This window comes from Komagataeibacter melaceti (assembly GCF_003403295.1).
Classification (GTDB): Bacteria; Pseudomonadota; Alphaproteobacteria; order Acetobacterales; family Acetobacteraceae; genus Komagataeibacter; species Komagataeibacter melaceti.
This window is the reverse complement of record NZ_QUWV01000055.1, coordinates 1-14,403: the sequence shown is the minus strand read 5'-3', so window position 1 is coordinate 14,403 and position 14,403 is coordinate 1. Positions and strand designations below refer to the sequence as shown.

Genomic DNA, 14,403 nt, shown 5'->3' with positions numbered 1-14,403 from the left:
GGTGGGGATTGATCGGGCATGGCGACAAAGACAGCCACGGGTACGGACACGGCTTCAGGGGATCAGGACAACGATACAACCCTGCTGGACACCCGGTCCGGCGCCGTCAAGAAACTGATCGCCCGCGGCAAGGAACGCGGTTACATCACGTTTGACGAACTGAATGCCGTCCTGCCGCAGGACCAGATGTCTTCCGAACAGATAGAGGACGTGATGGCGGCCCTGTCGGAAATGGGTATGCAGGTTGTCGAGAACGAAGATAACGACGATACCGAGGCCGCCCCCGCCGCCGAAACCAAAAGCGAGGACAGCACCGAGGAGGAGGAAAGCGAAAGCGAGGAAACTCCTGCCGGTAACGTCGATACCGAAAGCCTGGGCCGCACCGATGACCCGGTGCGCATGTACCTGCGCGAAATGGGCTCGGTCGAGCTGCTGTCGCGTGAGGGCGAAATTGCGATCGCCAAGCGTATCGAGGCCGGTCGTGACGAGATGATCGGCGGGCTGTGCGAAAGCCCGCTGACCTTCCGCGCCATCATTTCGTGGCATGAGCGGCTCAAGGCCGGTGAGATGCTGCTGCGCGACATCGTTGACCTTGAGGCCATGCAGTCCGGCGGCAACGATCCCGTCGAATCGGCCGAGGGCGAGGACGCCTTTGCCGAGGGCGAGAACGCCGATAATGACGAGGCCGAGGAAGCCGAAGGCGAGGGCGAAGGTGAAGGTGCCGGCCTGTCGCTTTCCGCGCTGGAAGAAAAGCTCAAGCCCGAGATCCTTGAACAGTTTCAGGAAATCGAGGCCCTGTACGCAGCACTGCACACGGTGCAGGCCGAGCGGCTGGAGAAATTCACCGCTGGCGCCGAAATCTCCGCCGAGGATGAAGGCCGCTACGAGCAGCTCCGTCAGGAACTGGTGGGCAAGGTGCAGCAGGTTCACCTGCATAATGCCCGGATCGAGGTGCTGGTCGAGCACCTGAAGGAAATCTTCCAGCGCCTGAACGGTCTGGAAGGCCGCATGCTGCGTCTGGCGGAAAGCACCCGCGTCTCGCGTGATGACTTCCTGCTGAAATATCGCGGCCGCGAACTTGATCCCGGCTGGCTGGACATGGTGGCCACGCTGCCGGGCAAGTCATGGAAGAACTTCCTCGCCAAGCATGGCGAGACCGTGGTGCGCCTGCGCAACCAGGTGGCCGAGCTGACGCAGGAAACCGGCCTGCCGGTGGGCGAGTTCCGCCGCGTCTATGCCACCGTCTCACGCGGGGAGCGTGACTCCGCGCGCGCCAAGAAGGAAATGATCGAGGCCAACCTGCGGCTCGTGATCTCGATCGCCAAGAAATACACCAATCGCGGCCTGCAGTTCCTTGACCTGATTCAGGAAGGCAATATCGGCCTGATGAAGGCGGTGGACAAATTCGAATACCGCCGTGGCTACAAGTTCTCCACCTACGCCACGTGGTGGATACGCCAGGCCATCACCCGTTCCATCGCCGATCAGGCACGGACCATCCGTATCCCGGTCCACATGATCGAGACGATCAACAAGCTGGTCCGCACCTCGCGCCAGATGCTGCACGAGATCGGGCGTGAGCCAGCCCCCGAGGAACTGGCCGAGAAGCTGGGCATGCCGCTGGAAAAGGTGCGCAAGGTGCTCAAGATCGCCAAGGAGCCGATCTCCCTTGAAACCCCGATCGGGGACGAGGAAGACAGCCATCTTGGTGACTTCATCGAGGACAAGACGGCCGTCATCCCGCTTGACGCCGCCATCCAGACCAACCTGCGTGAAGCCACGACGCGGGTGCTGTCATCCCTTACCCCGCGTGAGGAACGCGTGCTGCGCATGCGCTTTGGCATTGGCATGAACACCGACCACACGCTGGAGGAGGTCGGCCAGCAGTTCAACGTCACGCGCGAACGTATCCGCCAGATCGAGGCCAAGGCGCTGCGCAAGCTCAAGCATCCCAGCCGGAGCCGCAAGCTGCGCTCGTTCCTTGATGATAACTGAGGTTCCATGTGCCGCCGCGCGGGAAGAACCCGGCGGCGGTGGAACACAGATTGGCGTGGACATTACGTTCCTGTGCATGGACCGTCAGCCCCCCGCCCATCCGCCAGCCCTGCCGTGGGGCTATGGTATCCGGCAGGTCGCGCGCCCCGATGTGGGCTGGTATCGCGGCCTGTATGACGCGGTGGGGCGGGATTACTGCTGGTGGCTGCGTCGGGTCATGCCCGACCCGGAACTGGCCCGCCTGCTGTCCAGCCCCGGCATCGGGGTGCATGTACTTTATGACGGCACCATTCCCGCAGGGTTCTGCGAACTGGACAGCCGCCACGGGCCGGATGTGAACATTGCCTATTTCGGCCTGCTGCCCGCGTGGATCGGGCGCGGGATCGGGCGTGTCTTCCTGCACCACATGGTCGCGCGCGCATGGCAGGCGCGGCCCGCGGCGGTCAGGGTCAACACCTGTTCGGCCGACCATCCGCGCGCGCTGCCGACCTATCTGCGCGCGGGGTTTCGCAAGGTCAGGACCATCCATGAAATCTGGGCCATCCCCGATGCCCTGGGCCTGCCGCTGCCCGCCCGCCTGCGGGTGGCCTGAACCCGCGCGGGGCAGGGACGGCCTGCACTTTTTTCTTGTCTAATGGGCGGGTTTGTGTTTCAACCCGCTCCTTCCCTGCCGGGTGTGTGGCATCGCGCCCGGCTATACCCGTGCCCACTGGGCAACATGGCGGACCGTGTCCGTCCATGCGGGGTTGAAGTGATCCGAAGGGAGTACCAATGCCGTTGTATGAAGTCGTGCTGATCGCACGTAATGACGTGTCGCAGCAGCAGGTCGAGGCCATTGCTGATGGCATCGCGACCCAGCTTGAGTCGGAATCCGGCTCTGTCAAGAAGCGCGAATACTGGGGCCTGCGCACGCTGGCCTACCGTATCAAGAAGAACCGCAAGGGGCATTACATGCTTCTGGGTCTTGACGCGTCTCCCGCCGCCATCAAGGAAATCGAGCGCCAGCTCGGCCTGAATGAAGATGTGCTGCGCGTGCTGACCCTGCGTGTGGACGAGATTGACGAGGCACCGTCCGTCATCCTGTCGCGCAAGGGCGATGAGCGTGAGCGTGGCTTCCGTGGGCCCAAGCCCTCGGGCCGGTTCGAAAGCGGCCGTCCCCGCCGCAGTTTCGATGACCGCGAGGAGTTCCGCGCCCGTAACGAGCGTGAAGAACAGCAGCGCGTCAGCGCCGAAGCGGAGTAAGAGCTGATGTCCGAAACTACCGAGATCAATCCCGCCGCCCGCCGCGTTGCGGTTGGCGCGCGTCGTCCCTTCTACCGTCGTCGCAAGTCCTGCCCGTTCTCCGGCCCCAACGCGCCGAAGATCGACTACAAGGACGTGCGCCTGCTGAGCCGCTTCCTGTCCGAGCGTGGCAAGATCGTTCCCAGCCGCATCACGGCAGTCTCCGCCAAGAAGCAGCGCGAACTGGCCCAGGCCATCAAGCGCGCCCGTTTCCTGGCCTTGCTGCCCTACATTGTAAGCTGAGGGAGGCAGGAACATGTCCGCAGTAGAACTCATTCTGCTCCAGCGCGTCGAGAAGCTGGGCCAGATGGGCGAGATCGTCACGGTGAAGCCGGGTTACGCCCGTAACTTCCTGCTGCCCCAGGGCAAGGCGATCCGCGCCAACGCGCACAACCGCGAGCGTTTCGAGCGTGAGCGCGTGCAGCTTGAGGCCCAGAACCTCAAGAACCGCGAGGAGGCCGAGCGCCTGTCCGAGCGCATGCACGGCCTGTCCGTCATCCTGATCCGTCAGGCCGGCGACAGCGGCAGCCTGTATGGCTCCGTCACCACCCGTGACATCGCCGAAGCCGCGACCAAGGCTGGCCTGAGCATCACCCGCAACCAGGTGGTGCTGCCCGAGCCGATCAAGCAGCTTGGCCTGTATGACGTGCGCGTTGCCCTGCACCCGGAAGTGGCGATGCAGGTGACCGTAAACGTCGCCCGTTCCGAGGAAGAAGCGGAACGTCAGGCACGTGGTGAGGAAATCGGCGTCGATCGTGACGACGAACCGACCCTGGCCGAAGAAGGCATCGTGACCGAAGGTGAGGTTTCGGAAGAAACCGCCATCGAGGAAGCGCCCGCCGTCTGAACGATCAGATACGCCGCCCCACGGGCGGACGGAGATACGGAAGCCCGGAAGAGGAAACTCTTCCGGGCTTTTGCCGTTTTCGGGACTGGTGCGTTCTACCTGCGGGAGTGCTTGGGCAAGGAGGGTAGGCCGATGGCGTCTGTACTGCTGGACCGGGCCTTTGCGCATTTCATTACCAGCGGGCGGCTGGAAGTCCATTATCCGGGTGGGGACAGGCGGGTCTATACGGGGCGGCCCGGGCCACGCGCGGGCATGTGGATTGCCGATCGCGCCACGGCCCGCGCCCTGCTGCTCGACCCCGCGCTGAAGGTGGGCGAGGCTTACATGGCGGGCACTCTGCTGCCCGTGGACTGCACGCTGTATGACCTGCTGCATGTGCTCATGCTCAACGTGATGGAGCGCAGCCCGGCGGGGGAGCGTTTTTTCTCCACCATGCGCTACATGGCGCGCAAATGGCTCCAGAATAATACCCTGCGGCGCGCCCGGCGGAATGTCGCGCATCATTACGATCTGGACAGCAGGCTCTACCGGCTTTTTCTTGATGAGGACATGCAGTATTCCTGCGGTTACTTTCCCACCGGGAACGAAACGCTGGAACAGGCGCAGTCCGCCAAGAAACACCACCTTGCCGCCAAGCTGCACCTGGTGCACCCCGGTATGAGCGTGCTGGATGTCGGCTGCGGGTGGGGCGGCATGGCGCTGACACTGGCGCGCGATTACGGGGCGCGCGTCACGGGCATCACCCTGTCGGTGGAGCAGTTGCACATTGCCCGCCAGCGCGCGCGAGAAGCCGGGCTGGAAGGGCGGATACGCTTTGAACTGCTGGATTATCGCGCCGTGGTGCACCAGTACGACCGGATCATTTCCATCGGCATGTTCGAGCATGTGGGCGTTGCCCATTACGGGCTGTTCTTTGACGCCATGCGCCGTGCGCTGAAGCCTGCGGGTGTTATGGTGCTGCATTCCATCGGGCGGGTGGAAGGGCCGGGCGTGACCAACCCGTGGATTGACCGCTACATCTTCCCCGGTGGCTATTCCCCGGCGGTGAGCGAGGCGGTGGGCGCAGTGGAACGCGCGGGGTTATGGATGACGGACTGCGAGATCTGGCGGCTGCATTACGCCCGTACCATCGCCCATTGGCGCAGCCGGTTCGCAGCGCGGCGGGAACTGATCGCGCGGATGTATGACGCGCGCTTCTGCCGCATGTTCGAATTCTATCTCGTGGTGTCCGAACTGGCCTTCCGCGTGCAGGGGCACCTGAATTTCCAGTTGCAGCTTACGCGTGAGATTGATGCCGTGCCGCTCGCACGGGATTACATGATGGGCCACAGCCCGGTGGCGGCAGCGCACCGCGAGGGTGCGGCCTCCCCGTTTTACGAAGCGGCGGTATTGCGGGCGTGAATACGGGCAAGGCGGTCGAATTCCGCAATGTCCAGCGTTTCCGCCCGGCGGCTGCCATCAATCCCGGCTTCGGACAGCAGGGCCTCGCCCCCCACCGATTTCAGCGCGCCACGCAGCATCTTGCGCCGCTGGCCGAAAGCTGCTGCCGTAATGCGCTCCATCGCGCGGAACAGTTCCGCATCGGGCTGCCCGGCATGCGGGATCAGGCCCACCACGGCCGAGTGGACCTTGGGTGGGGGAGAGAACGCCCCCGGTGGAATATGCATGAGCATGCCGCAGCGACACGTCCACTGCGCCAGCACGCCCAGCCGGCCGTAATGGGATGAGCCGGGGGCGGCGCATATGCGCTCGGCCACTTCCTGCTGGAACATGAGCGTCAGCCGCGTCCATGCGCTGGCCTGTCGCAGCCAGCCCACAAGCAGCGGCGTGCCGACATTATAGGGCAGGTTCGCAATGATCTGCCGTGGCGCGGGGCAGAGCGTGCTCAGGTCCTGACGCATGGCGTCGGCCTCGATCACGCGCAACCGACCGGGAACCTGTGCCGCCAGTTCCGAAATGACGGCCACGGCGCGGGTATCCACCTCCACCGCGATGATACCGGCTGCATCCGTATCCAGCAGTGCGCGGGTCAGCCCGCCCGGTCCGGGGCCGACTTCCACCACATGCTGCCCGGCCAGATCCCCCGCAAGCGAGGCGATCCGCGCGGTAATGCCGGGATCGAGCAGGAAGTGCTGCCCCAGCGCCTTGCGTGCATCCAGCCCGTGCCGCGCAATGGTCTCGCGCAGCGGCTCAAGGCCCTGTGGCCGTTCCAGTATGGTCATGCTGGGGTCAGGACTTCGAGCGCATGTCAATGATCGCCTTGCGCTGGAGATCGCGGTTGAGCTGGCGTGATGTCTGTTCCACGCGTTCGTTCAGCAGGTGGTCGGCAATCTCGCTGGGGGTCTGGATGGCGATGTTGCGCTCCTCACGCGAGCAGACCATCAGCACCACGATCCCGTCTTCCGACACCAGCGGATGGCTGGCCTGACCGGGGGCGAGGGGGTCAATGACCTCGCGCATGCGCGGGTTGAGCCGGTTCAGCATCAGCTCGCCCGGATCACTCGGGTGCTTTTCCCCCAGCTTCTTGTTCTGTGCTTCCACCTGGTCGCAGTTCTTGGCGGCGGTGGAGAAGGTGTTGGCCTGGTCAAGTGCCGCCTTCTGCTGGTCGGTCGGGTTTTCCGGGTCAAGCGGCACATCGAAGGGGAAGAAGGCCTGACGCATGGATATGATGGTGGCCATCTGGTGGCCCACGGTCCGCCGCTCGGCAATGGTGGCGATGACATAGCCACCCGCCACGCGGATGGGGTTGGAAATGGCGCCATCGGGCATCTGGCGCGCCACTTCCACCACCTGCGGGTCAAGCCCGTCTTCCTGCATCCAGCCCATCATGCCGCCTTCAAGCGCGCTCTGCCCCTGTGAGAACTGCGCGGCCACGATGGGGAACGGCGCGCCCTCACGCAGTTCCTGAATGATGGTTTCGGTAAATTTTAGCTCGTTTTCCGTATGGCGCGGATCTTCGACGGGAACGAAGATCTCGCTGATCATGTATTCCGGCTTGCCGTCCTCACGCTTCAGCGCGGCCATGCGCTGTTCGATCTCGGATGCGGTAATACGCCCGCGCTCGCCCGTTTCCTGCCGCAGCACCTGCGTCCAGCCAAGCTGCACGCGGATCTGGTCGATCAGGGTGGTCAGGGACACGCCATCTTCCGCCAGCTTATTGCGCAGCGTGTTCTCGGGCATGCCGTTGCGCTGCTCGATGCCGGATATGGCGTCGGCAATCTGCTTGATCGGCACGTTGATGTGGCGGTCGAGCATTTCCTGCATGCGCAGCCGTTCGTCGATCAGCTGGCGCACGATCTGCGGGCGCAGGCGCTGCATGATGTCATCGCTGACATCAAGGCCCGAGGACAGGGCGAACAGGCGGCCGCGCGTATCGACATCGCGCTTGGTCAGCACCGAACCGTTGACGGTGGCGATGATGGCGTCCTGGTCTTCCGCCGCCTGCGCCTGCTGGGCAATGGAGCGGGCCGAACGGGCGGACGCCGCCGGTCCATGCCCCACCAGCACCATCCCTGCCAGCAGGGCGAGCGCCAGCGCACGGCCACGGCGTGGTACGGGGGGAAGGGCAGCGCCACGGGTGGCGGGGAAGAAGGACATCCGGCTCGGTCTTTCACGCATCAGGTCAGCCATTCATACCAAATGTACCGATGGTTTTGAACGTAAGGGAGAACATTACGGTCGAATTGCTCTGTTGGCCACCAATCGTGGTGTACTGCTTGAGATACATGACATCCAGCCCGAAACAGTCATTCTGGAACCCGGCATCGCCACCAACCGACACGCTTTCATTGCGCGACAGGCTCCGGCGCAGGTAGGCGGCCAGATGCCAGTGATCCCAGTTGGAGGCAGCCCCCACCGTCAGTTCGCTCACCGGCTTATAGTAAATGGCGGGCGGTGTGTTGGTATATGACCTTTCGGCATAATAATAATATGGGGTCACCGGCTCGAACAGGTAGCCACCCGTCACGCGGAAATGCCGGAAACCCGCGCTGCCCAGCGCATCGCCAAAGTCCACCTTGCCCGCATACGGGTCGAGCCGCATCTTGCCGTCGAAATCAAAGAACTGGTTGGGCACCATGTGCGTGCCCATCACCACATCCGACAGGTGGTGGCCCAGCCCGGAATAGGGGATGCGGTTGTGATCGACATGCTCCTGGAAGCTCTCGCCAATCAGCACGTCAATCTGGTGGCCGTTCCATGTCCAGTTGTTGTGCAGGCCGACATTGGCGCGCAGCCCACCATCCAGCCGGTCGGTGCCGGGGTAGCGGTTGATGGCGAACAGCGTCGAATCCGTGAATTCGTAGGTCAGGCTGTCTTCGTTCGGTATGTTCCGTGACGTGCTGTTGCCCGTGTTGGGGGCGGCCAGGAACTGCACGATCGGCTCAAGTATCTGCGTGCCCGTATTGTGGTTGAAGCTGCGCAGGAACGGCCAGTTCATTTTCAGCCCGATGGTGGGCAGGACCTGCCCCTCCACCTGCGCGCGCGTGGTGCCGGCGTAGTTGGGCTGCTGGTTGAGCTGGGTGGCGCGGTGGATGGCGGATTCGACATGCAGGGTCAGGTCCCAGATCTGGCCCAGCTTGTTATGGAACGGCCGGTCCCAGTTGAGCGAAAGCTGCCCGCGCTGGTCCGACGTGCCATTGTTACGATAGACGTAGAAATCCGTCGTATCGAGGCTGAACCGCCCGCCCCACGCATCGGGCCTGCCGAAATAGCTGTAGGTGTAGCGCGGCAGCACCCATGGCAGGTCGTGGTTGTGGATGATGCCCTGGTTCAGGCCCTGATAGGCTTCCGCGTCGATGCGGGAATATGACCCCGTTCCGAACCCTTCGAGATAGACGTTGGAATTGAGCGTATCCTGCCCGTAGCCGGTTACGCGGTAGTCGCGCATGTAGTTGGGCGAACTGGCCCAGCGTATGTTCGCGCCCGCGCGCCATGTCTTGTTCAGCGCGATCTGGCCGCTGCCGAAGAAGTAGCCCTGCACACCGTGGTTGTCCGCGCTTTCGACCTGCTGGCCGAAGGTGTTGGTGTAGCTTATGTCATGATGCGTGTCATACGCGATGCCCGCGTTGATGTTCAGCCGCGCGTTGCTGAAATAGCGGCGGTAATTCGCGCTGATCTGCGGGCCGGTACGGGTGGAGAACAGCCCCTCCAGCGTGACGTCCGACTGCTTGTCCAGCACCCAGTAATAGGGAATGGTGACATAGGTGCCCAGGTAGCGGTTATGGGGCGTGAAGCCGGGGGTCAGGAAGCCGCTCTGCCGCCGCACCGACGGGTCGGTCATGGAGAAGGTGGGCAGGTAGAAAATCGGCACCCCGAAGAAGTCCACGAACGCATCACGGAACTCCATGCGCTTGTGCTGCATGTCATGCGTGGCGTCATAGGCGCGGATCTGCCAGAAGGGCGCGCGCTCGGGGTGGCGGGCGCAGATCTCGCACGCGGTATAGACCACGCGGGTCAGGTCGCTCACCTTGCCGCCCGTGCGGCGCACACCATTGGCCGCCAGCCGGGCGTTGTCATACATCTGGGCGTACATGCGCGTCATGATGCCATCGCGCATGCCGTTGCTCAGTTCCGCGTAATCCGTGAACAGCACGGTCCCGTCCGGCTCCACCATCGCCACGTTGCCACGGGCTGAGGCGATGCCGGTATTGCGGTCGTATATGACCTTGTCCGCCCGCATGATCTGGTCATTCTGCCAGATCTGGACATTGCCGGTCCATGTCGCGATGCCGTTCCTGCTGTCATAGGAGACATGGTCGGCCTGGAAGGTCATCGGGTCGGTGTTGGACACCGTGCCCGAAAACGTCACCGGGGCCTGTGGCTGGCTTTTGGGGGCGTGGATGGGCATGCTGCGCTTGGGCGCATCCGCGCGGGCCTGTGGCGTCTGTGCCCCCAGCCCCAGCGCGATCCCCCCCAGCATGGTCGCGCAGAACAGCGCCCCGCGCGGAAACCGCCGCGGGGCGACGCCGGGCCGTAGCGGTAATGGCGCGCGCGGAAGGGGAGGGGGACGGGACATTAACCGTCCTCTAGATGAAGAAGTAGCGTGACTGCAAGACAAAGCCCCGCCCCTGTTGGCGCCCACGCTGCCAGCAGGGGGGGAAGGGCACCCGTTTCACCAAACTGCGCCGCGATCTTGGATATGGCAAACAGCGCAAAACCAGCCGCCACGCCAAAGCTGATCATGCGCACGACGCCACCCCGGCGGGCGGGCCGCATGGAAAATCCCGCCGCCACCAGCGCCATGGTGCCCGACAGCACGGGCAGGGTCAGCAGGGTCTGGAAATGCAGCCGGTGGCGGATGGTGGAAAAGCCGGAGCGGTTGAGCTGGCGGATGAAGCCCGGCAGCGCCCAGACGGATAACGTGTCGGGGGAGGCAAAACTTTCCTCCACCCCCGCCAGTGTCAGGTCGGCGGGCAGGGTAACGCGGCCCATGTCCTCGGGCAGTTCGTCGGGGCGGAGCTGGTGGGTGGCGTTCAGTATCCACCGCCCCTTGCCCAGATAGCCGTTATCGGCCTCCAGCCGGGTGATCAGCCCGTCATCCGGCCCCATGCGGAATATGGTTATGGCGCCCAGATGCAGCACGCCCCCGCTCAGCCTGACATGCCGGGCGTGGATGATGTCCACCCCATGGTCCACCAGCCCGTTATCGCCCTGGCGCAGCCACAGCGTGCCGCCGCTCAGGTTGAGGGACTTGCCGTTATTGTCGCGCAGGTACTGCCGGTCCAGTGCCTCCGCCCGGCGGTACATGATGGAGGACAGGGGCGAGACACAGGTGGTCGCCGTCGCCCCGATCAGCACCGCGCAGATGATCGGCCCCGTCAGGAACTGCCATGCCGAGATACCGGCCGCCCGCGCCACCACCAGTTCGGACGACCGCGCCAGCCGCCAGAAGCAGATGATGCCGCCCAGCAGCACCCCGAAGGGCAGGATCTCGAGGCAGGCGAACGGCACGTGCAGCAGCGCGATCTCGCTGACCAGAGATGTGGGCACGTTGGGCCGGGTGGAGACGCGGCGCAGCAGGTCGATGAAGTCGAACATCGTGATCAGCCCGGTCAGGAACATGATCACGGCCAGCGTGGCATAGGTGAACTGCCGCGCGATATAGACCGACAGGGTGAAGGCGGGCCTCATGCGCGGGGGCTGCCCACACGGACCAGCGGTTCACGATCCGACCGGAATTCCGGCACGAAAAGGATGAAGGCGCAGATCACGCCCGGCCCCAGCGTGCATATCCACATAAGCGGCATGAGGTGCAGGTTGCGCGATGCAAGGTTCTGCACCATCAGCGTCAGCGCCTGCACGGCCACGATGCCCAGTATGGCCAGCACGGGGCGCACGATGCTGGCCTGGCGGGAATAGGTGCCGCCCATCGCCCCCAGCAGGCCGATCATGGCGAATGAAAATGCGCAGAACGGCGTGCTGAGCCTGCGCCATGCCTCGATGAACATCTTGCTTTCATCACGGGGGGAATACTGGCGCATGTCCGGGTGCAGGAGCTGCGCGATCGAGAGTTCATTGGCGTCTGGCAGGCGGGTGTGCGACCCGTGCGGGCTGGACAGGTCAATGGTGTTGCGCGCGAAGGTCAGCACGTTGAGCCGCCCGGTATGGCTGTCGATCTCCTGCCGCGAGCCGTTGAACAGGACCACATGCGGCTGTTCGTCATTGATGACCAGCGTGCCCTTTTCCGCCAGTATCGTGGCTTCCGCGCCGGGGGTGCGGTCATCTTCCACCATGATGCCGCGCAGCGTGCCGTCCTTGGCGCGTTCACGGATATAGACAGTCATGTTGTCCGATACCTGCGTGAAGACCCCGTCCTGTATCAGGAAGGCGGCCATGCGGTTGCGGATCTGGAATTCGTACTGGCGGAAGGCATGGTAGGAAACCGGCACGACCCACACATTCAGCACCAGGCACAGCCCCGTGGCGATGGCCGCGCAGAACAGCCCCGGCCGCGCCATCATGAATGGTGACAGTCCCGCCGCCTGCATCACGGTCAGTTCGCGGTCGGTGCCAAGGCGCTGGTAGATGAACTGCACCACCACGAAGGTCGTGATCGGCAGGATGACCGCGACGAAGGAGGGAATCAGCAGGCTGGTCAGCTCCAGGAACACGCGCAGCGAAAGCCCCCGCCCGACCACGAGTGATACGAAATGCAGCGACTGGGTCAGCCAGATCAGGGTTGCCAGCGCGCCGGTGCTGGCCACGAGCGCCAGCAGGAGCTGGCGCAGCACGTAGCGGTCCAGAATCGACAGGCGTGGCGCAAGGCGGTCAGGAACGGGGCGGACGACAGGCATGCCCCTGTCTAGCCCCGTTCCCGCCGGGGCAAAAGGGGTGATCCCCCCACGCATGGATGCGCGAACAGTCTGTTACATGCCTGTGCCGTGGCGTCATGCGTCCTGTGTGGCAGGGGGCAGGACCTTGCCGGGGTTCATGAGGTTGCGCGGGTCAAGTGCCGCCTTGATGTGGCGCATGGCCGCCAGTTCCGCGCCGCCACGCCATGCGGGCATCATGTAGGGCTTGAGCTGGCCCACCCCGTGCTCGGCGGAGAAGGAGCCGTCCAGTTCCTTCACGATCGCGGCCACCGTGTCCATGATGTCATGGCTGCGGGCCAGGAACGCCTCCGGCGCCATGCCTTCGGGCTGCACCAGGTTGAAGTGGATGTTGCCATCGCCCATATGGCCGAACGGCGCGGGGCGGATGCCCGGTATCAGCGCCGTGCAGGCCGCTGTCGCACGCTTTATCAGTTCGGGCACATGGCTTACGGGCACCGATACGTCGTTCTTGACGCTCGCCCCCGCGCGGCGCTGGGCCTCGGCATGTTCCTCGCGCAGTTTCCACAGCCCCGCGCGCTGGCCCTCGCTCTCGGCTATTACGGCATCGGTGATGATTCCCGCTTCCAGCGCATCGCCCAGAACGCCCTCGGCATATTCGCGCAGTTCCGCGTCCGGGCGCGGCGTGGCCAGTTCGACCAGCACGTAGGCCGGTGCGCGTTCCTCCAGCGGCAGGGAGGTGGCGGGGATGAGGCTGGTCACCAGGTCCATGCCCGTGCCGGACATGAACTCGAACGCCTGCACCAGCGCCGGGTCACGCCCGCGCAGCAGGCCCAGCAGCTTCAGCGCCGCATCGGCATCTTCCACCGCGCACAGGGCGGCCACGATTTCACGCGGCTGGGGGGAGAGCTGCATGATGGCGGTGGTAATGAAGCCCAGCGTCCCCTCCGAGCCAACCAGCAACTGCCGCAGGGCATAGCCGGTATTGTCCTTGCGCAGGCGGCGCAGGCCATGGAACACGCCGCCATCGGGCATGACGGCCTCAAGGCCGAGCACCAGTTCGCGCGCATTGCCGTAACGCAGGGTGTTGTTGCCGCCCGCATTGGTGGCCAGCACGCCGCCGATCTGCGCCGAACCTTCGGACGAGATGGACAGCGGCAGCATGAATCCCGCCTCCCACGCGGCTTCCTGCGCCGCCTTTAGCGTAACGCCGGCCTCCACCTCCATGGTCAGGTCATGGGGGTCGATGTTGCGGATGCGGTTCATGCGTGACAGGCAGATCACGACCTCCCGCCCGGTGCCATCGGGCGTGGCGCCGCCCACCATGCTGGTATTGCCGCCCTGCGGCACCATCGGCACGTCATGTTCGGCGCACAGGCGCACGATCCGCGACAGGGCCTCGGTATCGGCAGGGCGCAGCACGGCCAGCGCGCGGCCGTGATACAGGTCGCGCCAGTCGGTGCAGAAGGGCGCGGTATCCGCCGCGTCGGTCAGGATGCCTGTCGGCCCCACTATCTCCGTAAAGCGGGCGATCAGGTCATGCCGGGCCAGTGTGGGGGAGGGGGATGCGGTCATGACAGCATATTTCCGGACTGATAGGGGGAATGGAGCGGCGGCAGGAGCCATGCCTGCCCGCCATGGTGCACGGGCGGGTAGGCGGCGCTGGCCTGCGCCGGGCTGCTCGAGACAAGCGTATGCCATGCTTCGGTCAGGGCGACGCCGGTCAGCAGCCCCAGCGCGATCGCGACCAGCAGGCCCGAACGGCGGGTGGGCTGGCGGCTCTGTTTCTGCACAATGGACAGGGCCACCTGCGTTTCGGCGCGGGCCTGCTGTGTCTGGTACAGTTCCGAGCGCAGGGCCGCGTTATGCGCGCGGGTATCGCGCAGTTCCAGGTCGAGCTTGCGGATGCTGTCCGTCAGCATGGAAATGCGCGCGTGCGAATCCTGTATTTCCTTGGCCGCCGCCGTGCTGGCCCGGCTGGTGCGTGGCGCGCGGGGCTTGGGGGCGGGC

General features: G+C 64.6%; 13 protein-coding genes. 6 read left to right on the top strand and 7 right to left on the bottom strand.

The window, feature by feature from the left end:
* Window positions 1-18 precede the first annotated feature (18 nt).
* From rpoD to DY926_RS07215, 6 genes are all read left to right on the top strand, one after another.
* On the top strand, window positions 19-1,995 hold the full coding sequence (gene rpoD / locus DY926_RS07240) for an RNA polymerase sigma factor RpoD (protein WP_116702760.1): 1,977 nt from the start codon (window positions 19-21) through the stop codon (window positions 1,993-1,995).
* A complete protein-coding gene (locus DY926_RS07235; RefSeq protein ID WP_116702759.1) occupies window positions 1,985-2,587 on the top strand; it encodes a GNAT family N-acetyltransferase in 603 nt (200 codons plus the stop codon). The genes rpoD and DY926_RS07235 overlap by 11 nt, the downstream gene beginning before the upstream one ends.
* Before the next feature lie 179 nt (window positions 2,588-2,766).
* Window positions 2,767-3,237: a 30S ribosomal protein S6 gene (gene rpsF / locus DY926_RS07230; RefSeq protein WP_116702758.1), complete on the top strand. Its 471-nt coding sequence runs from the start codon at window positions 2,767-2,769 to the stop codon at window positions 3,235-3,237.
* 6 nt (window positions 3,238-3,243) lie between these two features.
* Entirely contained in the window at window positions 3,244-3,519 is a 276-nt protein-coding gene (gene rpsR, locus DY926_RS07225) for a 30S ribosomal protein S18 (protein WP_061271282.1), read from the top strand.
* Between the two features lie 13 nt (window positions 3,520-3,532).
* On the top strand, window positions 3,533-4,123 hold the full coding sequence (gene rplI, locus DY926_RS07220) for a 50S ribosomal protein L9 (RefSeq protein ID WP_116702757.1): 591 nt from the start codon (window positions 3,533-3,535) through the stop codon (window positions 4,121-4,123).
* 132 nt (window positions 4,124-4,255) lie between these two features.
* Complete coding sequence (locus tag DY926_RS07215) at window positions 4,256-5,524, top strand: SAM-dependent methyltransferase (RefSeq protein ID WP_116702756.1); 1,269 nt, start codon at window positions 4,256-4,258, stop codon at window positions 5,522-5,524.
* Here DY926_RS07215 and rsmA read toward each other — a convergent pair.
* The 7 genes from rsmA to DY926_RS07180 form a co-directional block, all read right to left on the bottom strand.
* On the bottom strand, window positions 5,497-6,345 hold the full coding sequence (gene rsmA, locus DY926_RS07210; protein WP_116702755.1) for a 16S rRNA (adenine(1518)-N(6)/adenine(1519)-N(6))-dimethyltransferase RsmA: 849 nt from the start codon (window positions 6,343-6,345) through the stop codon (window positions 5,497-5,499). The genes DY926_RS07215 and rsmA overlap by 28 nt on opposite strands.
* Window positions 6,346-6,352: 7 nt before the next feature.
* Complete coding sequence (locus tag DY926_RS07205) at window positions 6,353-7,720, bottom strand: peptidylprolyl isomerase (RefSeq protein ID WP_186336106.1); 1,368 nt, start codon at window positions 7,718-7,720, stop codon at window positions 6,353-6,355.
* Between the two features lie 25 nt (window positions 7,721-7,745).
* Window positions 7,746-10,139: an LPS-assembly protein LptD gene (locus DY926_RS07200; protein ID WP_116702753.1), complete on the bottom strand. Its 2,394-nt coding sequence runs from the start codon at window positions 10,137-10,139 to the stop codon at window positions 7,746-7,748.
* Entirely contained in the window at window positions 10,139-11,254 is a 1,116-nt protein-coding gene (gene lptG, locus DY926_RS07195) for an LPS export ABC transporter permease LptG (protein ID WP_116702752.1), read from the bottom strand. Before lptG ends, DY926_RS07200 begins: the two co-directional genes overlap by 1 nt.
* Window positions 11,251-12,417: an LPS export ABC transporter permease LptF gene (gene lptF / locus DY926_RS07190; RefSeq protein WP_116702751.1), complete on the bottom strand. Its 1,167-nt coding sequence runs from the start codon at window positions 12,415-12,417 to the stop codon at window positions 11,251-11,253. Before lptF ends, lptG begins: the two co-directional genes overlap by 4 nt.
* Before the next feature lie 93 nt (window positions 12,418-12,510).
* Window positions 12,511-13,968: an FAD-binding oxidoreductase gene (locus DY926_RS07185; protein ID WP_116702750.1), complete on the bottom strand. Its 1,458-nt coding sequence runs from the start codon at window positions 13,966-13,968 to the stop codon at window positions 12,511-12,513.
* Window positions 13,965-14,403 (bottom strand): hypothetical protein (locus DY926_RS07180; protein WP_116702749.1); only part of this gene is annotated, 439 nt, incomplete at its 5' end. The genes DY926_RS07185 and DY926_RS07180, both read right to left, overlap by 4 nt.

Coding starts and splice junctions, on each gene's coding strand:
- lptG (WP_116702752.1), bottom strand. CDS start 11,254: ATGAGGCCCGCCTTCACCCTGTCGGTCTATATCGCGCGGCAGTTCACC.
- rplI (WP_116702757.1), top strand. CDS start 3,533: ATGTCCGCAGTAGAACTCATTCTGCTCCAGCGCGTCGAGAAGCTGGGC.
- rpoD (WP_116702760.1), top strand. CDS start 19: ATGGCGACAAAGACAGCCACGGGTACGGACACGGCTTCAGGGGATCAG.
- rpsR (WP_061271282.1), top strand. CDS start 3,244: ATGTCCGAAACTACCGAGATCAATCCCGCCGCCCGCCGCGTTGCGGTT.
- DY926_RS07205 (WP_186336106.1), bottom strand. CDS start 7,720: ATGTCCTTCTTCCCCGCCACCCGTGGCGCTGCCCTTCCCCCCGTACCA.
- DY926_RS07235 (WP_116702759.1), top strand. CDS start 1,985: ATGATAACTGAGGTTCCATGTGCCGCCGCGCGGGAAGAACCCGGCGGC.
- lptF (WP_116702751.1), bottom strand. CDS start 12,417: ATGCCTGTCGTCCGCCCCGTTCCTGACCGCCTTGCGCCACGCCTGTCG.
- rpsF (WP_116702758.1), top strand. CDS start 2,767: ATGCCGTTGTATGAAGTCGTGCTGATCGCACGTAATGACGTGTCGCAG.
- DY926_RS07200 (WP_116702753.1), bottom strand. CDS start 10,139: ATGTCCCGTCCCCCTCCCCTTCCGCGCGCGCCATTACCGCTACGGCCC.
- DY926_RS07185 (WP_116702750.1), bottom strand. CDS start 13,968: ATGACCGCATCCCCCTCCCCCACACTGGCCCGGCATGACCTGATCGCC.
- rsmA (WP_116702755.1), bottom strand. CDS start 6,345: ATGACCATACTGGAACGGCCACAGGGCCTTGAGCCGCTGCGCGAGACC.
- DY926_RS07215 (WP_116702756.1), top strand. CDS start 4,256: ATGGCGTCTGTACTGCTGGACCGGGCCTTTGCGCATTTCATTACCAGC.